At 66.3% G+C, this 23,678-nt stretch carries 19 protein-coding genes and 1 pseudogene; 7 read left to right on the forward strand and 13 right to left on the reverse strand.

What is annotated here, in order from left to right; translation table 11 throughout:
- Window positions 1-434 precede the first annotated feature (434 nt).
- Window positions 435-635 carry a hypothetical protein gene (locus tag DIE23_RS27835; RefSeq protein WP_124615053.1) on the forward strand — a complete coding sequence of 67 codons (201 nt, stop codon included), beginning with the start codon at window positions 435-437 and terminating at the stop codon, window positions 633-635.
- A gap of 751 nt (window positions 636-1,386) precedes the next feature.
- On the opposite strand, the gene DIE23_RS27850 is transcribed toward DIE23_RS27835, so the two are convergent.
- The 3 genes from DIE23_RS27850 to DIE23_RS27860 form a co-directional block, all read right to left on the reverse strand.
- Window positions 1,387-1,647 (reverse strand): hypothetical protein, encoded by a 261-nt coding sequence (locus DIE23_RS27850; RefSeq protein WP_124615055.1) that lies wholly within the window; start codon window positions 1,645-1,647, stop codon window positions 1,387-1,389.
- A 59-nt stretch (window positions 1,648-1,706) separates the two neighbouring features.
- Window positions 1,707-2,204 carry an HAD domain-containing protein gene (locus DIE23_RS27855; RefSeq protein WP_124615056.1) on the reverse strand — a complete coding sequence of 166 codons (498 nt, stop codon included), beginning with the start codon at window positions 2,202-2,204 and terminating at the stop codon, window positions 1,707-1,709.
- Window positions 2,205-2,748: 544 nt separating this feature from the next.
- On the reverse strand, window positions 2,749-3,360 hold the full coding sequence (locus tag DIE23_RS27860) for a hypothetical protein (RefSeq protein WP_260436178.1): 612 nt from the start codon (window positions 3,358-3,360) through the stop codon (window positions 2,749-2,751).
- A 303-nt stretch (window positions 3,361-3,663) separates the two neighbouring features.
- Between DIE23_RS27860 and DIE23_RS27865 the strand changes: the two genes are divergently transcribed.
- From DIE23_RS27865 to DIE23_RS27875, 3 genes and pseudogenes are all read left to right on the forward strand, one after another.
- Window positions 3,664-3,939, forward strand: coding sequence for a helix-turn-helix domain-containing protein (locus DIE23_RS27865; protein WP_124615057.1), 276 nt, complete (start codon window positions 3,664-3,666; stop codon window positions 3,937-3,939).
- Between the two features lie 129 nt (window positions 3,940-4,068).
- Window positions 4,069-4,653, forward strand: coding sequence for a hypothetical protein (locus tag DIE23_RS39705; RefSeq protein WP_185646547.1), 585 nt, complete (start codon window positions 4,069-4,071; stop codon window positions 4,651-4,653).
- Between the two features lie 456 nt (window positions 4,654-5,109).
- A pseudogene (locus DIE23_RS27875) lies at window positions 5,110-5,709 on the forward strand (ATP-binding protein); the annotation flags it as partial.
- Window positions 5,710-6,042: 333 nt separating this feature from the next.
- Here DIE23_RS27875 and DIE23_RS27885 read toward each other — a convergent pair.
- A complete protein-coding gene (locus tag DIE23_RS27885; RefSeq protein ID WP_124615060.1) occupies window positions 6,043-6,615 on the reverse strand; it encodes a hypothetical protein in 573 nt (190 codons plus the stop codon).
- A 163-nt stretch (window positions 6,616-6,778) separates the two neighbouring features.
- On the opposite strand from DIE23_RS27885, the gene DIE23_RS27890 reads away from it, so the two are divergent.
- Window positions 6,779-7,315: a peroxiredoxin gene (locus DIE23_RS27890; protein ID WP_059526269.1), complete on the forward strand. Its 537-nt coding sequence runs from the start codon at window positions 6,779-6,781 to the stop codon at window positions 7,313-7,315.
- 96 nt (window positions 7,316-7,411) lie between these two features.
- Here the strand turns inward: DIE23_RS27890 and DIE23_RS27895 are convergent, their stop codons facing one another.
- From DIE23_RS27895 to DIE23_RS27935, 9 genes are all read right to left on the reverse strand, one after another.
- Window positions 7,412-8,767, reverse strand: a complete 1,356-nt coding sequence (locus DIE23_RS27895) for a sigma-54 dependent transcriptional regulator (RefSeq protein ID WP_124615115.1) — start codon at window positions 8,765-8,767, stop codon at window positions 7,412-7,414.
- A gap of 92 nt (window positions 8,768-8,859) precedes the next feature.
- The gene (locus DIE23_RS27900; RefSeq protein WP_124615061.1) at window positions 8,860-10,857 is read right to left on the reverse strand and encodes an ATP-binding protein; all 1,998 of its coding nucleotides are present in this window, start codon (window positions 10,855-10,857) and stop codon (window positions 8,860-8,862) included.
- Window positions 10,858-10,861: 4 nt separating this feature from the next.
- Entirely contained in the window at window positions 10,862-12,151 is a 1,290-nt protein-coding gene (locus DIE23_RS27905; RefSeq protein ID WP_124615062.1) for a dicarboxylate/amino acid:cation symporter, read from the reverse strand.
- A gap of 355 nt (window positions 12,152-12,506) precedes the next feature.
- Window positions 12,507-14,192 (reverse strand): cation acetate symporter, encoded by a 1,686-nt coding sequence (locus tag DIE23_RS27910; RefSeq protein ID WP_124615063.1) that lies wholly within the window; start codon window positions 14,190-14,192, stop codon window positions 12,507-12,509.
- 11 nt (window positions 14,193-14,203) lie between these two features.
- Window positions 14,204-14,509 (reverse strand): DUF485 domain-containing protein, encoded by a 306-nt coding sequence (locus DIE23_RS27915; protein WP_014895931.1) that lies wholly within the window; start codon window positions 14,507-14,509, stop codon window positions 14,204-14,206.
- 239 nt (window positions 14,510-14,748) lie between these two features.
- Complete coding sequence (locus DIE23_RS27920; protein WP_124615064.1) at window positions 14,749-15,954, reverse strand: CaiB/BaiF CoA-transferase family protein; 1,206 nt, start codon at window positions 15,952-15,954, stop codon at window positions 14,749-14,751.
- A 29-nt stretch (window positions 15,955-15,983) separates the two neighbouring features.
- The gene (locus DIE23_RS27925) at window positions 15,984-17,129 is read right to left on the reverse strand and encodes an acyl-CoA dehydrogenase family protein (RefSeq protein WP_124615065.1); all 1,146 of its coding nucleotides are present in this window, start codon (window positions 17,127-17,129) and stop codon (window positions 15,984-15,986) included.
- Between the two features lie 14 nt (window positions 17,130-17,143).
- Window positions 17,144-18,340 carry an acyl-CoA dehydrogenase family protein gene (locus DIE23_RS27930; RefSeq protein WP_124615066.1) on the reverse strand — a complete coding sequence of 399 codons (1,197 nt, stop codon included), beginning with the start codon at window positions 18,338-18,340 and terminating at the stop codon, window positions 17,144-17,146.
- A 28-nt stretch (window positions 18,341-18,368) separates the two neighbouring features.
- A complete protein-coding gene (locus DIE23_RS27935; RefSeq protein WP_124615067.1) occupies window positions 18,369-20,504 on the reverse strand; it encodes a 3-hydroxyacyl-CoA dehydrogenase NAD-binding domain-containing protein in 2,136 nt (711 codons plus the stop codon).
- A 250-nt stretch (window positions 20,505-20,754) separates the two neighbouring features.
- On the opposite strand from DIE23_RS27935, the gene DIE23_RS27940 reads away from it, so the two are divergent.
- Together DIE23_RS27940 and ggt are read left to right on the forward strand one after the other, a co-directional pair.
- Entirely contained in the window at window positions 20,755-21,717 is a 963-nt protein-coding gene (locus DIE23_RS27940; RefSeq protein ID WP_124615068.1) for a LysR family transcriptional regulator, read from the forward strand.
- Window positions 21,718-21,790: 73 nt separating this feature from the next.
- Window positions 21,791-23,674, forward strand: coding sequence for a gamma-glutamyltransferase (gene ggt, locus DIE23_RS27945; protein ID WP_124615069.1), 1,884 nt, complete (start codon window positions 21,791-21,793; stop codon window positions 23,672-23,674).
- Window positions 23,675-23,678: the final 4 nt, after the last annotated feature.

Raw genomic sequence — 23,678 nt, forward strand, 5'->3', positions numbered from 1 at the left:
CGCCATGCTGCGTGACGGCACCATTTACCAACCCAAGTCAGCCCTTAACGCTTGACGAAGGACATAGGGGCACCCCCATCCCAGTGCTCGCACCCACGACATGGTCGATGCGAACCGTATGGGTTCCGGATGCAATGCCAGTAAGACGGCCCGCAAGGAAACGGTCTTGGTGAATTTCGATGACTTTCGCCGATGGGCAGGATTTATTGGCACATTTCGAGTCAAGTTGGCCGATTTCGAGTCAGCACCTTGTCGACTACTCACACGAAGACGCTGAAACCAACCCGCGCCGTGGTGGCTCCTCGAAACCAACGAAGCGCGCACGCGTGGCGCACCCCGTCCCAATCAACCCAAGAATCTCCCGCCTATGCTGGCTCCGAAAGCCATGTACTGGGCGTTGATTCACACGGCGCCCAGCGCTAGGTGACCCGCTGATGGACGCCGAGCTGTACCGAGGGTATTCGATTTGGGGACATGCCATCCGGCAGGGCGACGGATATGCTGCCAGCGGCACCGTCACGCGAAACAACAAGCTCGTTGAAACCTCGGGCGTGCTCGGCAGTTTTGAGACTGAGAATGAAGCTGAACTCGCTGGCCTCAGATGGTGCCGAGCGTGGGTGGACAGCCACGGTTGAAAGGGCATCCATCTCTGCGCGCGGGCGCCCCGCAAATCCTCTTCAGCTATGCACGCCTCCGGCGTTTAGCGTTAAACGATGAGCGCCAGTACCCGGGCTTCTCGAATAGCCGGAGTGGACTGAGCCGGTATCGCAACGACGTCATCGCAAACATCGCAAACAGCTACGAGAATTCCTGTCGCGAAGCCCTTGCCGTCGCTGAACGGAACGTCTCGGCGAACGAAAGTTGTGCCAACCAGTTTGCCGCAACGCGAGCAGATTGCTGTGCTCTTATTGCCTGCCTGAAAGCGTCCTGCGCTCATTGCGTTCCGAATCACTGGTGGTCGCGCTTTTCCTTTCGGCTCAGCCGAGCCTGCGCGGACGCAGTTGCCCGAGACTTGCCGAGCTCAACAGCCTCACGCACGTCCATCTCAAGTGCCCCCCTGTCTTTTTCTGGGGACGCCAGCTCGGTGAGAGCACCATCCCGTCCTATGAGCCATAAAGCCGTCGCGTAAAGACCGATACCAACGCCCGGTTCACCGGCCTCTATGCGCATCAGAGTCGGAACGGTCACTCCCAGTCGGGCCGCCCAGGAAGCGAGCGATTCCCTTCTGCGCAGACGGGCGACAGCCAGGTCCGCCCCTAGTCGCTCGAGGGCAGCGACGGTGGCGGGTGGCATCTGCGCTATTGCGCGAGGCATCTTCGGCATAAATTCTTTTTACGTGCGAAGCAGTGTCTCGTGCAAATCTTCTTTATGATTTGCGTCTTCCACTCATCGGCCAGGCGTCCGCGCCGCTCCGTTTTGTTGCGTCTTTGTCGCCCCACGACGTCGCTCATACATCTCGTCGCGCAACAGCTGCTTGAACTTCAATCCAAGTTCGAATGACGACATCGTCCGAGTATCAACATACTGTCGCGGCGTCAGCGCGCCAATGACTTGCATAAGACCGAGGTCCATAGCGTCCGCAAGAATGAGTTCGAGCGTCGGGTGCGCTCTGTTGGTCGAGTTTCTGCGCGACGTCTTGGTTCGCATCGTTCCTCCGATACCGGCGTGCACACTTTCAAGCATGCAGTGCGGCCGACCACAGTTGATTAGGCAAATCTCTCGTGTAGTCTGCGCCGCAGCAGCTCGACCACAGCTGGGTCTCCCAGCGCATACTCCGACTGACAATGCACAAGGCGCTCTCTACAACTCTCGAATCCGTCGTTGCGGTCATCAATCGCAATCCATTCGAGAGCGTCGCGTCCTTGTCGTCGAACATAGTCGAGGACTTGTGCGCCCCTCGACAGCATCGGCCAGAGTTGCTCGTCGAACTCACACCCCTCATACGTGGCACCGACCACTCTTGCGCGCAGCGAGGGTGACGGCAACTGCGAGCACGTATAGTCGACGCCAAATCGGAATGACCAGTCCGAGGAAAGGACGACCGCCACATTCGGATAAGAACTCAAAAGCCCATCTAGTACCGGCAGGTACTCAAACAATTCGATGTGCCCCGGCGCACTGCTAACGATGCGGCGTCCGGCTACATACGAGTTCCCCCGGTGCAGCACACCGTCGATGTCGAGAAAGAGAATCTGACGCGTCATCGTCAGTGACCGTTGTGACGGTATATCGCAGGCTGGCGAGAAATCCGCAGTGTCGGGCAGTCGCCTCCCATTACCGCCTGCCAATGGGAAAATTGAGGAAGCATCGCGCGTAGTAGTCGCAACGCAATGTACCAGATTCCATCAGTGTCTCTGCACTCGATAGGGCCTATTTCACCTATGGCGGCGTCGGCGTCCCAAACGGTTGCCGAAACCAGGCAGTCTTCATAGGTAACGCTCATCCAGGCTGCTGATGTAGCAGGGCTAGCCGAGTTCTTGGTAACCCAGTCGATAAAAATGGTCATCGAACTCCGAGGCTGCACACGTGGCTCGAGATGGGGGTAGTCGAGCCTTGCAGCGAATGCGAGGCTCGCGAGCATCGCAGACAGGCAACGGTGCGCCTCTGAAGACTCGCTCGCTGCAGCTCCCAGCACGCTCGCTTGGCCTTCAATCATAGACAGCAGCGCAAGCGATTCCGCCGGGCACTCTGATTCGCCTGCGTATGCGCGGGCACACCACAATATCGGAGCGTCAAGTGGCTCCATTATCAATCGCTTCCTGCCCCTGGAATGCGCAACCTCTCCGTGTCCGTGTTGAACATTCGAAAGTTCCGCTGCCTGCTATGCGCCAGGTAGCTTTGTACACGCCGCATCCACGGATTTCCCGAGGTCGCTCGCATAACGTCGTCAGTAGAGGCGGGACTTCTGGCTGCGTCACCGTATTCCTCCAGAAGCACTCGCAGGCGGTCGGCCGCTTCGTCGTCAAAACCTGCGTCCACACTGACGTCGATGCGCCTTCTCGCCGTCTCTTCGCTGAACTCGAAATCCGTCGACGCGACAACAACGTACTCGACGGACCTGGAACCCATGAATGTCAATATGGCGTCCTCTTTCGTTCCGCCCAAGACCCTCACCGAGTTCACGATGCGCTGCGCGAACGGTGCGCATTCATGCCGGACAAACTCGGGGTCGTAGAGCAGTGGCCAGTCGTTTGCAATGACGACGAGAGCTCCAGGGAACGGCTCGATTGTCCGTGTGAACAAGCGCGCGTCCGATTCGAGTGAACGCCTAGCCGCAGGCTCGTTTTCGCGAGTCGTTATGGACGGATGTCGGTCAATCGCGCCCAAGACACCGCTGACGCAGAAAAATATTAGAACCATCTGAGCCTCAAGTACTGATGGTAGTAGTCGGCCCACTACCGGAAAGCGTCAAACTCTCTCGACTGACCAGCAGGTCATGCCGAGACCACGGGCTTATCAATTGCGCGCGCCCCTTCGGTGGCCTCGCTTCACTGCGCCGCAAAACTCGCCCAAAAGTATTGCTAAGGAGCGCTTGGACCGTAGCCAACATGGTCTTCGAACGGACATCATCGGCGCCTGAGTGTAGATGTAAACGCAGTAGATGTAAACACGGTAGAGGCTGAAGGAGTAGACGGTCGTACGGGGTTCGGCCAATCTCCAGCAATGGACGAAATTGATAAGAAGGAAATCGACCTCTGGCTTCGTCGGAGGCTTGCAGAGAACGTTCGCCGCATGCGTATGGCAAAAAAATTGTCGCAGGAGCGCCTTAGCGAGCTCTGCGGCTTCCATCGCACCTACGTCAGCCAAGTCGAGCGCTCGGTCACGAACATTAGTGTGGATAACTTGCAGCGAATTGCTGAAGCTCTGGAAGTGGACCCGTCCGCTCTGCTGAAGGCTCGGGTCGTTCGTACCCACCAGGCGGAGTCAGCACCCAAATAGGGCGGGCGGGCCGCCCCGTTTCTCGGCAACACGCTTAGTAGCCATGCCGCCGAAGACTAGTGGATTCGCTCGATGGCTCTAGGGCCATCATTGCGCCCAGCCAACTTCTCTGATTACGAACCCCGCAGCGTGAAGCGCAAGCTCAGCGTCTTCGTTCAACACTTCCCGCAATCCGTACCGTTCACGCTCATTCTCCTTCCCACGAGGATGAAGAAGGTTGATTGTTTCAAGTGCGGCGCGGACGAGGCGTTGGTTTTTATCCCCGAAATGCTCTCGGATTGCGCTTATACATGGGCCAAGGTCATCCTCGAGTTTTTTCTTGTTCCCAGTAAGGTGAAACAACCATCGATTGCCAAGAACTGCCCCGAGATTTCGACATTGGTCCATAACGGACGTCGGCGAATCGCGATAAGCGACATTCATTACCCGTTGGTAGGCCTCCGTTACCGATTTCTCGTTCTCCTGGGGAATTTTGGTCAGGTCGAGAGCAGGCAGGAGACCAAAAGGCGATTCGGCTCTCAGAGTTACAACCACGTCTTGGTTGACGGTCACCTCTGTCTGCAAAATCCGCCAAAGCGAGTACCCGCCGACACCGTCGATGGCGAGTTGCTGCCCTTCCCCTCGTTCCGGCCGATTCAAAAGCCGAGTGCAATGTATAAAAACACTCATTTCCTTTCTAACCCTTCCATCAGTTCGTCCTACAGCAAAATCTGAAGATGCGAATGGGTGAGCATTTACTGTTACCGACTCCCACGAGATGTTGCTGAATGACTGGAATACACGTCCTCGCCGGACCCTAGATACCGGGTCAAACGAATCCTCTCTAAATATCCACCGAAACGGGTCGGCACTCACTCCCGCCCGTATCGCTATCCGCGTGACCAAGCCTAATTCGTCCGGGCCGGCAATTTCGACCTTTCGGATTATCCCCGTGTGCACAACTTGGCTGCCCACATCACAAGGATGTGGACAGCCGCCCTTCGGGCGGTCCCCAAGTTGCACACACTCGAACCTGACGCGCCGTCTTACAGACGGCTTGCCCAACTTAAATTTATTTTTTCGTTCGATACCTCCGTTTTCGGCCAACCTCGAGGTACACCTACAAAAAGGGGATACCGGCCAAGAACAGCGGCTGACAACATGTGAGCTCTTAAGATGCCAGAAAGCTAACTGCCCGAATTCGACCGGCATGTGCTGGAAATGCTGCGCGAGCCGCTGGAAGTCGGCCGCATCACGATCTCGCGTGCGGCGCAGCAGGCCGACTTCCCCGCCGCGTGCCAGCTCATCGCCGCGATGAATCCGTGCCCGTGCGGCTGGCACGGCGATCCGTCCGGCCGCTGCCGCTGCACACCCGACGTCGCGGCGCGCTATCTACGCAAGCTGTCGGGGCCGCTGCTCGACCGTATCGACATCCAGATCGACCTGCCCGCGCTGTCGCCAGCCGAACTCGCGTCGCGCGCGACCGCGCCCGGCGAACCGAGCGCCGCGGTCGCCGCACGGGTCGCGCAGGCGCGTGCGCTGCAACTCGGCCGGCAGGGCAAGACGAACCACATGCTGAGCGGCCGCGAGACCGACGACCTGTGCCGGCCGACCGATGACGGCGAGCGGCTGCTGCGCGAGGCCGGCGAGCGCTTCGGCTGGTCGGCGCGAGCGTATTTCCGCGTGCTGAAGGTCGCGCGGACGATCGCCGACCTGGCCGGCGACCCGTTGCCGACAGCCGCACAGATCGCCGAGGCGATCCGCTACCGGCGTGCGCTCACGGCGCTTTGACCGCGCTCGGAGGACAAAATACGACTGTCAAGACTTGACTTATGCACAATTTCACGAATCCGTCCCCGAATCACCATGCGCGAGCAGCCTTTCATCTCGAAATTCGCATCCCTTTGTTTTCATTGATCTTTCCCAAATGGAGCGCGGGCGGTCAAATGCGCCGGAAGGCCGTCCGGCGCGGCTTTGCGGGAGATTCGGTCAACTTTTCAACAAAGTTATCCACATGCGCTGTGGATAGCCGAAAAATCCCCGCAAAATCCGGCGATTAGCGTCGAAAGCTGCGAATGAACCTTCAATTGTCACAGCGGGTCCGAGCGCCCTCGGCGGCCGCTGTCAGTCGAGTTTGAACGAGCCGAAAAACTGGTCGAGCTGTTCCTGCGCGAGCGGCCCGTCGGCGATCGCGACAGCCTGGTACGCATGCCGGCCGCGCGCCACGAGCCGCGCGACGATCGTCTTGTGCGAGTGGTCGCCGCCGCTGGCCGCACCCGCGATGCGCAGCTCGAGCCCGTTCACCGCGCCGCCGGTAGCGAGCGGCACCGGCACCGACGCCGTCTGCGGCACGCCGTCGAGATTGCGCGACAGGCCGGACCGCAGGAACTCGAGCGCCGCGCGGTGCGTGTCGTCGCGGTCGTCGGGCAGCGTCAGCGTGCCGACCGCGAACACCGCGCCGTCGACGTGCGCGGCCTGCATCCGCATCGGCATCGACGCGCCGCCGACCGCCACCGGCTGGTCCTCGACGGTCGGCTTCGCCGGCAGGTCGATCGTGTAGCCGGCGTCGTTGTGCAGCGTACGCCAGTCATATGACGGCGAGCACGCGGCCAGCGCCGCGCTCACGCACGCGAGCGCGGCGAAGTGTCGCAGCGGACGGAAAAGGGGGCGCAACGAATCGATGACTTCCTTCGGCATGGCAATGATGGGGACAGGCAAAATGCCCATTATCCGCCGAAGCTGACACCCGGGATGTGTGGCGGCCGCCGGTGCGTGCGCCGCATTCGCGCTAAAATAACCGCCGAATTTCGATGTCCTTTGCATCGATCCGCGTCATCGACCGACTCCGAGAGCACCGCAGATGAACACCACGCCTCCCGCCCAGCGCCGCACCGGCCCCGTCCGCTATATCGTCGCGGCCGTCGTCGTCGCGGCCATCGCCGTTGCCGGCTTCTTCGCGTTCAACGGCAAGTCCACCGTGCCGGACGCCACGTTCACGCTGCTGTCGGGCCAGAAGGTGTCGACAGCCGGCGATCTGAAGGGCAAGGTCTACCTCGTCAATTTCTGGGCGACGAGCTGTGCCACCTGCATGCAGGAAATGCCGCAGATGGTCGATACCTACAATCGCTTCAAGGGCCAGGGGCTGGAATTCGTCGCGGTCGCGATGAACTACGATCCGCCGATGTACGTCGCGAACTACGCGCAGACGCGCCAGTTGCCGTTCAAGGTTGCGCTCGACGACGGCAGCGTCGCAAAGCAGTTCGGCAACGTGCAGCTCACGCCGACGACCTTCGTCGTCGACAAGGACGGCAAGATCCTGAAGCGCTACGTCGGCGCCCCGCAATTCGCGGAACTCGACGCGCTGCTCAAGAAGGCGCTCGACGGCAACGCGGCCTGAGCGCCGCACGCAAGACTCGCCGGGCCGCCCCCCGCGCCCTGCTCAGCACCACGGACCGCACGACCGGCCAACCCGGTTCCGCGGTCCGTTTCATTTTCAGCGCTCGGTTTCGCCTTTCGCCGACAACCCGTAGCGCTTCATCTTCTCGTACAGCGTCGCCTTGCCGACATGCAGCCGGTCGGCCGTCGCGGCGACCGCGCCGCCCGTCTGGTTCAGCGCCTCGGCGATCACCGCGCGCTCGAACTGCTCGATGCGCTCCTTCAGCGTCTGGTCGCTCTCGGCATCGTCGCCGCTCGCACCGGCTTCCTGCGGCATGTCGGCGACGCCGAGCACGAAGCGGTCGGCCGCGTTGCGCAGCTCGCGCACGTTGCCGGGCCAGTCGCGCTGCATCAGGCTCGCGCGCTGCCGGTCGGTCAGCACGGGGGCCGGCCGCCCGTAACGCACGGCCGCGTCGAGCATGAAGTGCTCGAACAGCGGCACGATGTCCTCGCGGCGCTCGGCGAGCGGCGGTAGCGCGATCGTCACGACGTTGAGCCGGTACAGCAGGTCGCGCCGGAACGTGCCGGCCGCGACGAGTTCGCTCATGTCGCCTTTCGCGGCCGCGACCACGCGGCAGTTCACGCGGATCGGCTGGTTCGAGCCGAGCCGCTCGAGCACGCCGTCCTGCAGCACGCGCAGCAGCTTCACCTGCAGCGCGAGCGGCATGCTTTCGATTTCGTCGAGGAACAGCGTGCCGCCGGACGCATATTCGAGCTTGCCGACGCGGCGCTTCGCGGCGCCGGTGAACGCGCCGGGCTCGTAACCGAACATCTCCGACTCGAACATCGGCTCGGGCAGCGCGCCGCAGTTCACCGCGATGAACGGCTTGTCACGACGCGGCGACAGCTCGTGCAGGCTGCGCGCGATCAGCTCCTTGCCGGCGCCCGTGTCGCCGTTGATCAGCACGGATGCGTCGGTCGGCGCGACGTTCGCGATCAGCTTGCGCACCTGTTCGATCGCCGGGCTGCGGCCGATGATGCGCGGCGCGACGATGTTCTGCCCGGCGAGCTCGCGCCGCAGCGCATGGTTCTCGAGCACGAGTTCGCGTCGCTCCAGCGCACGGCGCACCGTCTCGATCAGCCGCTCGGCCGCGAACGGCTTTTCGATGAAGTCGTACGCGCCGTCGCGCATCGCCTGCACGGCCATCGAGATGTCGCCGTGGCCGGTAACGAGGATCACCGGCACGTCGGGCACGCGCTCGCGGCACTGCGCGAGCAGGTCCAGCCCGCTCGCGCCGGGCAGCCGGATGTCGCTGACGATCACGCCGGCGGTTTCCGCGACGATCGCCTTGTCGGCCGCTTCGGCCGACTCGAACCCGACGACGTCGAAGCCCGCGAGCTGGAGGCTCTGCACGCTCGCCCGGCGAACGAGCGCATCGTCTTCGATATAGATCACTTGCAGCCGGTTGGCCATCGTAGTCACTTGCTCCTGGCGGGCCGCGCGGCGACGTTGCGCGCGGCTCTCGTTGATGCCGGTCGTGCGGCAGAACGGGTCTGCGGCGGGCCCTAGTGCGAGCCCGCCGGCTCGGACATGGAGTCCGGATGATGCGTGCGCGCGCGCCGCAGCGTCAAGACGAACGACGCGCCGCCGGACGGCGCGTTGCGCGCGGTCAGCGCGCCGCCCGCGTCGCTCGCGATCGACGACGAGATCGCAAGGCCGAGCCCGAGCCCGCGCCCCATTTCCTTGGTCGTGAAGAAGGGTTCGAACAGCCGCGGCAGCAGGTCGGGGGCAATGCCTGAACCGTTATCGCGCACCTCGACCGAGAGCGTCGCGACCGACACCGCGATCGTCACTTCGATCGCCGGTGCCGCGACGCCCGCGACCGCGTCGAGCGCGTTGCCGAGCAGGTTGATCAGCACCTGTTCGAGGCGCAGGTCCTCGCAGCGGGCGACGAGTTCCGGATAATCGCGCGCCAGGTCGAGCGACGCGTCCTGCGCGGGCGACACGGTCGCATCCTGCAGCGTCAGCGTGAGCGTGACGCCGCGCAGCCGGTCGCCGAGCAGCGCCAGCACGCTGCGCAGCGCGCGCACGACGAGTGCCTGTTCGTTGCGCGGCTTCGCGCGGCCGACGAACAGCTTCAGCTGGTTGGTGATCTTGCCCATCCGCTCGGTCAGCGCGGCGATCGCCTCGAGATTCTCGCGCGCGGCCGCCTGCTCGCCGCGATCGAGCAGCACGCGCGTGTTGTCCGAAAAGCTGCGCAATGCCGCGAGCGGCTGGTTCAGTTCGTGCGTGATGCCGGCCGCCATCTGGCCGAGCGCGGCGAGCTTGCTCGCCTGGATCAGTTCGTCGTGCGCGGCGCGCAATTCCTGTTCCGCGCGGATCCGGTCGCCGACTTCCTTCTGCAATTGCGCGTTCGCTTCCGACAGGTCGGCCGTGCGTTCCTCGACGCGCCGGTTCAGCTCCGCATACGCCTGCTGCAGCAGCGCACGCCCACGGATCATCTCGCGCACGCGTGCGCGGCGCATGCGCCAGTAGAACGCGAGCAACGCGACCGACACGAAGCCGAAGCCCGTGACGATCGTCGCGTTGCGCGCGTCGGCGTCGATGGGCGCGATCGGCGCGAGCGTGACGAGCAGCCAGTCGGGCTCGCCGATCCGCCGCTTGCTGGCGAGGAAGCGCGGCGCGCGCAGGCCGGGACCGAGACGCACGATCTCCGCATCGGCGCCGAGCACCTGCTCGACGCGCAGCGGCAGCGGCGTGACGGGCAGCTGCGCGTACTGGCGCGTCTCGTAAATCGACGCGGCGACGGGCCCCGTCAGCGGATGCAGCGTGTGGTATTTCCATGCGGGCACGGACGACAGGAACACGACGCCGTGATCGTCCGCGACGACGAGCGGCTCGGACGCATCGGCGCCCTGGAACCATTCGAGATTGAGCTTCACGACGACGACGCCCGCGATCCTGCCGTCGCGCCACACCGGCTGCGAAATGTAGTAGCCGGGATCACGCGAGATCGTGCCGATCGCAAAGAAGCGGCCGACCCGGCCGTTCATCGCGTCGATGAAATACGGTCGAAACTGATATCCGATCCCGACGAAGCTGTCGGGCGCGCGCCAGTTGCTGGCGGCGACGCATAGGCCGTCCGCGCCGATCACGTAGGTGACGGTCGCGTGTGCGTGTTCGTTGAGGTCTTCGAGATAGCGGTTCGCGCGCGCGGTGAAATCGGCGCGCTTCGGCTCGCCGAGCAGGTCCAGCACGTACGGATGGCTGCCGAGCAGATAAGGCAGCGATTCGTAGCGGTCGAGCGTGCTCTTGAGCGCGTTGGTGGTGCGGTCGACGCGCACCGCGGCGTTGCGCTGCAGCTCGGCGACGCCGCGCTGCCACGTGATGGTCCACGTCAGCGCGCATGCCGCCGCGAGCGCGGCGGCAAGCACGACGAGAATGAGCAGGCGGCGCTTCACGGACGTGACTTCCTGGCGATGCGGATCGCCTATTGTGTCATAGGGCTCCTCGCCGCCGCGCGGCGGGCCGCCTGCGGGCGGTGCCGCCGCCTGCTCCATCATGATGTCAGACGCCGGCCGTCTCGGTCGTCTTGACCTCGCCGCCGCCCTGCAGCGCCTGGCGCAGCTTGTTGCGGTCGAGCTCCTTCTCCCACGCCGACACGACGACGGTCGCGACACCGTTACCGACGATGTTGGTCAGCGCGCGGCATTCGCTCATGAAGCGGTCGATGCCGAGGATCAGCACCATGCCCGACAGCGGGATCGTCGGCACGACGGCGAGCGTCGCGGCGAGCGTGATGAAGCCCGCGCCCGTGACGCCGCTCGCGCCCTTCGACGTCAGCATCGCGACCGCGAGCAGCGTGAGCTGCTGCATCCACGTCAGTTCGATGTTGGTCGCCTGCGCGATGAACAGCACGGCCATCGTCATGTAGATGTTGGTGCCGTCGAGGTTGAACGAATAGCCGGTCGGCACGACGAGGCCGACGACCGAACGCGAGCAGCCGGCCTTTTCCAGCTTTTCCATCAACTGCGGCAGCGCGGCTTCCGACGAGCTCGTGCCGAGCACGATCAGCAGCTCTTCCTTGATGTAGGACACGAAGCGGATGATCGAGAAGCCGGTGGCGCGCGCGATCGCGCCGAGCACGACCAGCACGAACACGACCGACGTCAGGTAGAACGTGCCGATCAGCTTGAGCAGCGGCACCAGCGAGCCGACGCCGTACTTGCCGATCGTGAACGCCATCGCGCCGAACGCGCCGATCGGCGCCAGCTTCGTGACGATGTGCACGATGCCGAACAGCACGCGCGTAAGGCCGTCGATGAAGTCGGTCACGACCTTGCCGCGCTCGCCGAGGTGCGCGAGCACGCTGCCGAACAGCAGCGCGATCAGCAGGATCTGCAGGATTTCGCCCTGCGCGAACGCATCGACCATCGTGTTCGGGATGATGTGCATCAGGAAGTCGACCGTCGACTGTCCGTGCGCCTTCGCCGCGTACGATGCGACGGCCTTGCCGTCGAGCGTCGCCGGATCGATGTTGAAGCCGACGCCCGGACGCAGGATGTGCGTGGCCGCGAGGCCGAGCAGCAGCGCGAAGGTCGACACGATCTCGAAGTACAGCAGCGCCTTGCCGCCGACGCGGCCGACCTTCTTCATGTCCTCCATGCCGGCGATGCCGGTAACGACCGTACAGAAGATGATCGGACCGATCACCATCTTGATCAGCTTGATGAAGCCGTCGCCGAGCGGTTTCATGTCCGTGGCGAGCGCCGGGTAGAAGTGGCCGAGGATCACGCCGACGATGATGGCGAAGATCACCTGCACATAGAGCACTTTGTAGAAGGGTTTCTTCTTCACGATGGTTCCTGCTGAAGTAGATGAGCCGGTGGAAACGGCGTCACGCGCGCGGACGAATGTCACAGGGGAAGATTCACTCGCCCGCGCGGCTGCCGTGCCGCAACAAGCGATGCCTCACGACGTCCGGAGGGGATGGAAGGCAGTGGTCATCGATTGTCTCCTTGGTTTAATAGTCGGCCGGGGGGGATGGCCGTGCTCTTTATATCGCAAGGTCGATGCCAGGTTTCCGGAACCCCTCAAGCCATTGTTTTCATTGTATTTCTCATAATGCGGCAAGCAAGGAAATCCGGAATTCCGGATTTCCGGAAAATATCCGTCCGGCGATCCGGACGGATGGGCAATTTCATCCGACGAATCAGTGCTGGACGGCCCGGCTCGCCAGCACGCCCGTCTGCGCGTAGAACTCCTGCTGCGCGAACGCGTCGCGCTCGCGCCGCGCGCGCTCGCCGCGGTCCGCGAGCGAGCCGACGATGATCCCGACGAACGCGAGCGGCACCGACACGAGTGCCGGGTTGTCGAGGAACACCGGCGCATGCGCGTGGTGCAGCACGTCGACCCACACCGACTTCGACAGCACCGTGAGTGCCACTGCCGACGCGAGGCCGAGGCCGCCGCCGAGCACCGCGCCGCGCGTCGTCATCCCGCGCCAGAAGATCGACATCGCGAGCACCGGGAAATTGGCGCTGGCGGCCACCGCCGCGACGAGGCCGACCATGAACGCGACGTTGACGTGCTCGAACAGGATCGACAGCGCGATCGCGACCGCGGACAACCCGATCGTTGCCGCGCGCGAGATGCGCATCTCCAGCCGTTCATCGGGCTTGCCGCGCGCCCACATCTGCGCATACAGGTCGTGCGAGATCGTGGTCGCGCCGGCGAGCGTCAACCCGGCGACCACTGCGAGGATCGTCGCGAACGTGACCGCTGCGATGAACCCGTAGAACCAGTTTCCGCCGACCGCCTGCGCGAGCTTCACCGCGACCATGTTCGAGCCGCCGAGCAGGTCGTGCGTCAGGTTGAACGTGCCGTTCGCGCCGAGCCGGAAGAATTCCGGATGCTGCGCGAGCAGCACGATCGCCGAAAACCCGATCACGAAGGTCAGCAAATAAAAATAGCCGATGAAGCCGGTCGCGTAGAGCACCGACTTGCGTGCCTCCTTCGCGTTCGGCACCGTGAAGAAGCGCATCAGGATGTGCGGGAAGCCGGCCGTGCCGAACATCAGCGCGATGCCGAGCGACAGCGCGTTGGCCGGATCGCGGATCAGCTTGCCGGGCCCCATGATCGACAGCGCGCCCGGATGCACGGCCACCGCGCGGCGGAACATCTCGTCGACGCTGAAGCCGAACTCGCCGAGCGCGAGCAACGCGAGCAGCGTCGCGCCGCACAGCAGCAGCACGGCCTTGATCACCTGCACCCAGGTGGTCGCGGTCATCCCGCCGAAGAACACGTACACGACCATCAGCACGCCGACGATCAGCTCGGCCGTGCCGTACGACAGCCCGAACAGCAGCTGGATCAGCTTGCCCGCGCCGACCATCTGCACGACCAGGTACAGCACGACGATCGTCAGTGCGTTCGCGGACGTCAGCAGCCGGATCGGCCGCTGCGCGAAGCGGTACGCCACCACATCGACGAACGTGAACTTGCCGAGGTTGCGCAGCGGCTCGGCGATCAGGAACATCACGAAGGGCCAGCCGACCAGGAAGCCGATCGAGTAGATCAGCCCGTCGAAGCCGAACATGAACACCATCCCCGACAGCCCGAGGAACGACGCGGCCGACATGTAGTCGCCCGCGATCGCGAGCCCGTTCTGCAGCCCGGTGATGCCGCCGCCGGCCGTGTAGAAGTCGCGCGTCGAGCGCGTGCGGCGCGCGGCCCAGCGCGTGAGCGCGAGCGTCGCGAACACGAACGCGAAGAACATCGCGATCGCGACCGGGTTCAGCTCGACCTTGTCGGGCATCGGGCCCGCGACGGAGGTCGCATGGGCGGCGGAGGAAACGAGAACGGCCAGCGCGCCGAGCGCGCTCGAAGTGCGTCGCATGTCGGCCTCCGTCACGAACGCTGCAGGATCGCGTCGACGCGGCGGTCGAACGCACGGTTCGCGCGCAGCACGTAGCACGCGGTCAGGCCGATCGCGACCAGGATGATCGCGACGCCCGCGGCGATCCCGACCGTGGTCGTCGCGCCGCGATATAGCGGCGCGGCCAGCACGTGCGGCGCGAGCGCGACGAGCAGGATGAAGCCGTAGTAGGTGGCGATCATCAGCGCCGTCAGCGTGAAGCTGAAGCGGCGCCGCGCGCGCACGAGCTGCTGGTAGTCACGGCGCGCCGTGACCGATTCGATGACGGAAAGCTCCATTGTGTCTCCTGTCGATCGGAGTTAGCGCTTTAGCGCTTAATCCGATCCCATGCTTCGCGGTCGATCGGAGTTAGCGCTTTAGCGCTTAATCCGATCCCATGCTTCGCGGTCGACCGGAGTTGGCGCTTTAGCGCTTACTCCAGTCCCCGCAGGGCGACCGACTCGTCGTTGCGAGGGGTGTTTTGTGGAATGGTCGGCGCGCGTCGACTCCCCGCCCGCGCCGCGGCGGCAAAATCGATCTACACGACGCGGTCCGCACGCAGCCCTGCCAACTCGTCCGCCGACAGCCCGAGCCAGTCGCCGAGCACCTCGTCCGTATCGGCGCCGAGCACCGGCGGCGCGCCGCGCACCGGCAAGCGCGCGCCGTCGAAGCGGTACGGCGGTGCGAGCACGTCGACGCCGCCCGCGACCGGATGCGGCTGCCGCGTGACGAGCCCCGCACGGGTCGCGCGCTCCGACGTCAGCGCGTCGTGCAGCCCGAGCACTTCGCCGCACGGGATGCCGGCACCGGCCAGCGCCGCGAGCAGCATCGCGCGCGGCCGCCGCGCGAGTTCGCGGCGGATCTCCGGCAGCAGCGCGGCGCGGTTCTCCGAGCGGCCGAGGTTGGTCTTGTAGCGTTCGTCCGCGGCGAGGTCGGACCGCTCGATCGCGTCGCAGAAACGCGCGAACTGCGTGTTGTTGCCGACCGTGATCACGAGCGGGCCGTCGGCCGCATCGAACACGCCGTACGGCACGATCGACGGATGCGCGTTGCCGTAGCGCGGCGGATCCTCGCCCATCAGCAGCGCGTCGAGCCCGTAGTACGCGGTGATCATCAGCCCGCAGTCGAACAGCGCCATCTCGATGCGCCGTCCGCGCCCCGTCGCATGGCGCTCGTACAGCGCGGCGAGGATCGCCTGCGCCGAATACATGCCGGTGAACAGGTCGACCGCCGCGACGCCGAACTTCAGCGGCGGCTGGCCGGCCTCGCCGTTCAGCGCCATCAACCCCGCCTCGCCCTGCACGACGAGGTCGTATCCGGGCCGCGCGGCCTCCGGGCCCGACCGGTCGTAGCCGGAAATCGCGCAATGCACGAGCCGCGGATTCAGCTCGGCCAGCACGTCGTAGCCGAGCCCGAGCTTTTCCGCGCCGCCGAACTTGAAGTTGTGGATCAGCACGTCGGCCTGCGCGGCCAGCTCGCGCGCGATGCGCTGCCCTGCTTCCGTCTGCAGGTCGACGCAGATCGACCGCTTGCTGCGGTTCACGCTGTTGAAGTAGGTCGTCTCGGTCGCACCGATCCGCAGCCCCCAGTCGCGCGTGTCGTCGCCGCGCGCCGGATGCTCGACCTTGATCACGTCCGCGCCGAAATCGGCGAGCACCATCGCGCTCCACGGACCCGCGAGCACGCGCGAGAAATCGAGCACCTTCACGCCGGCCAGCGGCAACGCGCGCGCGTCGTTCGTCATCGTTGTCTCCTCCATTCGCGTGTTCGCCTTTATTGTCTCGACAGCGCGATGTAGCGCGCGAGATGGTGATCCTCGTCGCCGAGCTGGTGATCGATCATCACGAGCCGCTTCGCGTAGTGCGACAGCGGCAGCTCCCACGTCATCCCGATCCCGCCGTGCAGCTGGATGCTTTCCTCGGCGACCAGCGTGCCTATCCGGCCGATGCTGTACTTGGCCGCCGCGAGCGCGCGCTCGCGCACCGCACGCGGCGCATCGAGCTGCGCGGCCGCGTTGATCACCGCCGAGCGCGCCTGCTCGACTTCGAGCAGCAAGTCGGCCATCCGGTGCTGCAGTGCCTGGAAGCTGCCGATCGGCAGCCCGAACTGCTTGCGCGTGCGCAGGTAGTCGAGCGTCGCTTCCTTCGCGACGTCCATCGCGCCGAGCGCCTCCGCCGACAGCGCGAGCAGGCCGTAGCCGAGCACGCGTTCGAGCAGCGCGGCGCCCGCGTCTCCGTCATGAGCATCCGCCGCGCCGAGCGCGGCATCGGCCGGCAACGCGACGCGCTCGAAGCGCACTTCGGCCGCGCGGCCGCCATCGATCTTCCTGTAGTCGCGCAGCGACACGCCCGACGCGTCGGCCGGCACGACGAACAGGCCGATGCCGGCCGCGTCGTCGTCATTGCCCGCCGTGCGTGCGCTGACGACGAAGAACGCCGCCCGCGCGGCCTGGTCGACGACGCCCTTCGCGCCCGTCAGCACCCAGCCGTCGCCGGCACGCTCGGCGCGCGTGCGCACGGTCGTCAGTTCGTAGTGCGAGCCCGGTTCGTCGTGCGCGAACGCGGCGCTCGCGCTGCCGTCGATCAGCGCAGCCAGCCGCTCGCGATGCGCGTCGCCGCCGGCGAGCGACAGCGCGCGGCCGGCGAGCAGCGCGCCGAGGAACGGCTCGACGACGAGCCCGCGGCCAAGGCATTCGAACACCACGGCGATGTCGAAACCCGCGCCGCCGAAGCCGCCGTCGACTTCGGCAAACAGCGCGCCGACCGCGCCGAGCTCGGCGAAGCGCTGCCACATCGTGCGATCGAATCCTTCGGCCGACTGCGCGATGCTGTCGCGCACCGGGAACGCGTACTGTTCGGCGATGAAGCGGTTCAACGTGTCCGCCAGCATCCGGCGGTCTTCTGTGTGCTGGAAATCCATCGTCGCGTCCCTCGTTACAGCCCGAGCATCATCTTCGCGATGATGTTCTTCTGGATCTCGTTCGAGCCGCCGAAGATCGACAGCTTGCGATTGTTGAAGTACTGCTGCGCGGCGCTCGCGGCTTCGTCCGGGCCGACCGGCTCGCCGTCGTAGTCGGCGTCGAGCGCGGCGTCGACGAACGGCTGCGCGTACGGCCCCATCGCGCGCCGCATCAGCGCGGTGATCTCCTGGCGGATCTGCGTGCCGCGGATCTTCAGCATCGAGCTTTCCGCGCCCGGCACGCCGCCGCCCGCGACCGCGGCCAGCACGCGCAGGTTGGTCGTGCGCATGTTCTCGAGTTCGATCTCGACACGCGCGACGCGCGCCGCGAAGAACGGATCGTCCGCGAGCGGCCGCCCGTTCTTCGTCACCTTCGCGGCGACCGCGCGCAATCGCTCGAGCGCGGCCGTCGAGAAGCCGATGCCGGCGATGTTGGTGCGCTCGTAGGTGAGCAGGTATTTCGCGCAGGTCCAGCCGCGGTTCTCTTCGCCGACCAGGTTCTCCACCGGCACGCGCACGTCGGTGAAGAACACTTCGTTCACCTCGTGCTCGCCGTCGAGCGTGATGATCGGGCGCACTTCGACGCCCGGCGTGTTCATGTCGATCAGCAGGAAGCTGATGCCCTCCTGCTTGCGCACGTCAGTCGCGGTGCGCACGAGGCAGAAGATCATGTTCGCGTAGTGGCCGAGCGTGGTCCACGTCTTCTGGCCGTTCACGACGTAGTGCCCACCGTCGCGAACGGCACTCGTCTTCACCGACGCGAGGTCGGAACCGGCGCCGGGCTCCGAATAGCCCTGGCACCACCAGTCGGTGCCGTCCAGGATGCGCGGCAGCCAGTGGCGCTTTTGCGCTTCGTTGCCGTACTTGATCAGCACGGGCCCGAGCATGTTGACGCCGAACGGGACGATGCGCGGCGCGCCGGCAAGCGCGCATTCGTTGTCGAACAGGAACTTCTGCGCGACGCTCCAGCCGGGGCCGCCGTATTCGCGCGGCCAGTGGCTCGCGAGCCAGCCGCGCGCATTGAGGATCGCGTGCCATTCGCGCATGTCGTCGCGCGTCAGGTGCAGGCCGCCCTTCACCTTGCGCGCGGTGCGCGCCGGCAGCTCGGCGGCGAGGAAGCGCTGCACTTCGGTGCGGAACGCTTCCTCTTCGGGAGTGAAATTCAGGTCCATCGTGGGTCCGTTGCGAATGCGGTGGCGTTCAGTCGATATGGTTCAGGCTCGCGAAGTTCGCGCCGCGCTCGACCAGCTCGACGATCAGCGGCGACGGCTTCCAGAACAGCGGATCCTCCTGCGCGAACGCGTGGATGTCGGCGAGCACGTTCGCGAGGCCGACCGTGTCCGCGTAGTGCATCGGGCCGCCGCGATGGCGCGGGAAGCCGTAGCCGTACAGAAACACCGCGTCGACGTCGAGCGGGCGCAGCGCGATCTTCTCGTGCACGACGTTCGCGCCTTCGTTGATCATCGCGGCGAGGTAGCGGCGCAGGATCTCGTCGTCGGTGAACGTGCGCGGCGCGATGCCCTTCCTCGCGCGCTCGTCGGCGACGATGGCCTCGACTTCCGGGTCCGGCGTGCCGACGCGCGCGCCGTCCGGGTACAGGTAGTAGCCGCGCGCGGTCTTCTGCCCGAACCAGCCGCGCTCGCACAGCCGGTCGGAAATCTCCACGTATCGCGCGCGCGGGTCGCGCGTCGCCGCGCGGCGCTTGCGGGTCGCCCAGCCGATGTCGCCGCCCGCGAGGTCGACGACCTGGAACGGCCCCATCGGGAAGCCGAATTCGCGCACCGCGCGATCGATCTGGTACGGCGACGCGCCGTCTTCCATCAGGTAGTCGGCCGCGGTGCGATAGACCGCGAGGATCCGGTTGCCGATGAAGCCGTCGCACACGCCGGCGCGCACCGGCGTCTTCTTCAGCTGCTTCGCGAGCGCGAACGCGGTCGCAACGACGTCCGCACTCACGCGCGCCGGCACGACGATCTCGAGCAGCTTCATCACGTTCGCAGGCGAGAAGAAATGCAGGCCGATCACGTCGGCCGGCCGGTCGATGCTGGCGGCCAGCGCGTCGATGTCGAGATACGACGTGTTGGTCGCGAGCACCGCGCCCGGCTTGCACACCCGCGCGAGTTCGGAGAACACCGCCTGCTTCACTGCCATGTCCTCGAACACGGCCTCGATCACCACGTCCGCCTGCGCGAGCGCGTCGTACGACGTGCTGCCCTTGAAGCGCGCAAGGCGCGCCGCGTGCGCGGCCGGCGTCATCCGCCCCTTCGCGACGAGCCCGTCGTACACCTTCTCGACATGCGCGCGGCCGCGCGCGAGCGACGCTTCGTCGCGCTCGATCATCGTCACGGGCAGCCCGGCATCGAGCGCCGCGACCGCGATGCCCGCGCCCATCGTGCCGCCGCCGACCACGCCGATCCGCTCGACCGGACGCGCGCTCGCGCGGCGCGCCTCGGGCGCCTTCGCGGCTTCGCGTTCCGCGAAGAACGCGTGCACGAGGCCCGCGCGCTGCGGGCTGTCGATGCATTGCAGGAACAGGCTGCGTTCGAGCTTCATCCCCGCGTCGAACGACAGCGTGAGCGCTGCCTCGACCGCGTCGACGATCTTCGCCGGCGAGAACAGGCCGCGCGACTTCTTCGCCAGATCGGCGCGTGCCGCGTCGATCGCGGCCAGTGCGGCCGCACGATCGGCGAGCCCTTGCGCATCGCGCGTGCGCCGCGCCGGCGCGCCGAGCGACACGAGTTCCTGCGCATAGGCGAGCCCTTCGGCGAGCGTGTCGTCGCTGTGCGCGACGCGATCGACGAGGCCGAGCGCGAGCGCTTCGTCGGCGCTCGCGTGACGCCCCGTCAGCATCAGGTCGAGCGCGGCCTTCGCGCCGATCAGGCGCGGCGCGCGCTGCGTGCCGCCCGCGCCGGGCAGCAGGCCGAGCGTGACTTCGGGCAGGCCGAGTTTCGCGCCGGGCACCGCGAGCCGGTAGTGCGCGGCGAGCGCGACCTCGAGGCCGCCGCCGAGCGTCGCGCCGTGCAGCGCGACCACGACCGGCTTCGCGCTCGACTCGATCCGCTCGCACACGTCGGGCAGCGACGGCGGCACCGGCGGCTTGCCGAATTCGCGGATGTCGGCGCCCGCGATGAAGTTGCGGCCGGCGCCGACGATCAGCACCGCGCGGATCGCGTCGTCGGCCCGGGCGGCGTCGAGCGCGTCGGCGAGACCGCGCCGCACGTCGGCGGACAGCGCATTGACGGGCGGATGGTCGATCGTGACGACGAGCACCTTGTCGCGCCGTTCGCGCGCGACGGTGCCGGCCTGGGAGGGTTCGGGGGAAACGGGTAAATTCATGGTGTCTCCAGTGCGATGCGCCGGGCGGGCGGGAACGGTCGCCGGGCCGGCGAGCGGTGCCGGTTCGCGAGCCTGATCCCGCGCGGCGGGAAACGATCCGGCGTATTTGCCGGGCATGACTCGATTCTCGATTGATCGAGATTCATTGACAATTCCTGCACGCCTTTACAAGCTGTCAAGTCTGACTTGACATTGAATGCTTTCGGACCGCTTCGGGTCCTTAAGCGGGACGGATCAGGAGACACCGGGCATGGACCTGAACGCGCTGACGCTGCTCGTCGAGATCCTCGACGCGGGCAACCTGAGCAAGGCCGCGCAGCGGCTCAAGATGAGCCGCGCGAACGTCAGCTACCGGCTGAACCAGCTCGAGCGCTCGATCGGCCAGCAGCTCGTGCGCCGCACGACGCGGCGCATCGAGCCGACCGAGATCGGGCTGAAGCTGTACGAGCACGGCCGGCGCATCCGCAACGAACTGCTCGCCGCGCAGGAATCGGTGACGACGCTCGGCCAGGACCTGCAGGGCCGCGTGCGGCTGTCGGTGCCGAGCGGCTATGGGCAGATGGTGATGTCCGACTGGCTGCTCGCGTTCAAGCGGCTGCATCCGGGCATCGTGCTCGACGTGGTGTTCGAGAATCGCGTGGAAGACCTGATGCGCGACGAGATCGACATCGCGGTGCGCGTGATGCCGGAGCCGCCGCAGAACCTCGTCGCGCGCGACATGGGCGCGGTGCGCTACGTCGCGTGCGCGTCGGCCGCGTTCGCGGCCGCGCACGGAATGCCGGCGAGCCTCGGCGCGCTGGCCACCGCGCCGGTCGTCACCGCGACGGTGCTGGGCCGGCAGCTGCGAATCGCCGCGTATCTCGGCGACGAGCGCCACGAGGTGCTGCTCGAGCCCACGCTGATTTCGGAGAACTTCCTGTTCCTGCGCCAGGCGATCCTCGGCGGGATCGGCGTCGGCATCGTGCCCGACTACGTGATGCAGGACGACATGCGGCGCGGCACGGTCGTCACGTCGCTCGACGCGTACCGGCTCAGCATCTTCGGCACGCACATGTACATGCTGTACATGCCGAACCGGCACCACACGCGCGCGACCGCGACGTTCATAGAGTTCATCCTCGAACAGGCCGGAAAGGCCGGCCGGGGCGGGCCCGGCGGGACGCGTCAGGGTTTCTTGTCTGATGACAATCCGCCGGCCGCGCGGCGACAATAGCGCGCCGCGAGCGCACGGCGCGTGCCGCGCCAGCGCCGCCGCCCCCTTCGATTTCACAGTTGCCGAGGGTTCAATGTTCGACCGGATTCGTCCGCATTCGCGTCCCTGGACGCCTGTCGCCGCGCTCGCGCTCGTCGCGCTCGTCACGTTCAGCGCCGGCTGCACGTCCCCGTCCGCGCCGTCGGGCGCCGTCGTCCCGGTCGCCGCCGCGTCGGGTGCCGCGGTGCCGCTGCCCGGCGTTCACGCGCCGGAGCTGTCGTCCGGCTGGACCGACAAGCCGGGCTGGACCTCGCAGCGCTTCATGATCGCGGCCGCGAACCCGCTCGCGACGCAGGCCGGCTACGACATGCTGAAGGCGGGCGGCACCGCGATCGACGCGGCGATCGCGACGCAGATGGTGCTCGCGCTCGTCGAGCCGCAATCGTCGGGGCTCGGCGGCGGCGCGTTCATGCTGTATTTCGACGGCAAGGCAACGCAGGCGTACGACGGCCGCGAGACCGCGCCCGCCGCCGCGACCGATCGCCTGTTCTACGGCCCGACCGGCCAGCCGATGAGCTTCTACGAAGGTGTCGTCGGCGGGCGTTCGGTCGGCACGCCGGGCGTGCTGCGGATGCTCGACGCCGCGCACCGTGCGCATGGCAAGCTGCCGTGGCGCCGGCTGTTCCAGCCCGCGATCCGGCTCGCCGAGCACGGCTTCACGATCAGCCCGCGGCTCGCGATGCTGATCGCGAACGACTCGTACCTGACGAACGACCCGGCCGCGCGCGCGTACTTCTACAACAAGGACGGCACGCCGAAGGCCGCCGGCACGGTGCTGAAGAACCCCGCGCTCGCGACCGTGCTGCGCCAGGTCGCCGACCGTGGCGCAAATGCGTTCTACACCGGCGCGATCGCGCGCGACATCGTCACGAAGGTGCGCAAGCACCCGACCAATCCGGGCCTGCTGTCGCTGCAGGATCTCGCGCGCTACAAGGCGAAGGTGCGTGCGCCGCTGTGTACCGACTACCGGCGCTCGGTGGTGTGCGGGATGCCGCCGCCGTCGTCGGGCGGCCTCGCGATCGCACAGATGCTCGGCATCCTTGAGGCGATGCCCGACTGGCAGCAGATCGGCGCGCAGAAGCCGGTGCGCAACGAAGTCGGCTACGAGCCGACGCCATTCGCCGCGCACCTGTTCAGCGAAGCCGGGCGCCTCGCGTTCGCGGATCGCGCGCGCTACGTCGCCGACCCCGATTTCGCGCCGCTCCCGGGCGGCAGCTGGGCAAGCCTCACCGACAGGACCTATCTCGCGCAGCGCGCGCGCCTGATCGGCGACACCAGCATGGGCGTCGCGCAGGCCGGCACGCCGCAGGGCGCGACGCTCGCGCTGGCCGACGACCGCAGCCCCGAATTGCCGTCGACATCCGACATCGCGATCGTCGACCGCTACGGCCAGGCGCTGTCGATGACGACCAGCGTCGAGGACGCGTTCGGTTCGCGGCTGATGGTGCGCGGCTTCATGCTGAACAACCAGCTCACCGATTTCTCGTTCGTAGCGAGCGAGAACGGCCGCCCCGTCGCGAACCGCGTGCAGCCCGGCAAGCGGCCGCGCTCGGCGATGTCGCCGGAGCTCGTGTTCGACCAGAAGACGAAGCAGGTGACGATGATCGTCGGCTCGGCCGGCGGCCCCGCGATCATCAACCACGTCGCGAAGACGATGATCGGCGTGCTCGACTGGGGAATGACGATGCAGCAGGCGATCGCGCTGCCGAACTTCGGGTCGATGAACGGGCCGACGCAACTCGAGCGCGGCCGCGTGTCGGATGCGCTCGTCGACGGACTGAAGGGGCGCGGGCACGACGTGCAGGTCGTCGAGATGAACTCGGGACTGCAGGGTATCCAGCGGCTGAACGTGCAGGGGCAGACGGTGTGGTTCGGCGGCGCGGATCCGCGGCGGGAAGGGATGGCGATGGGAGAATGACGCG

The sequence above is a fragment of the Burkholderia sp. Bp9143 genome (assembly GCF_003853645.1).
Lineage (GTDB): Bacteria > Pseudomonadota > Gammaproteobacteria > Burkholderiales > Burkholderiaceae > Burkholderia.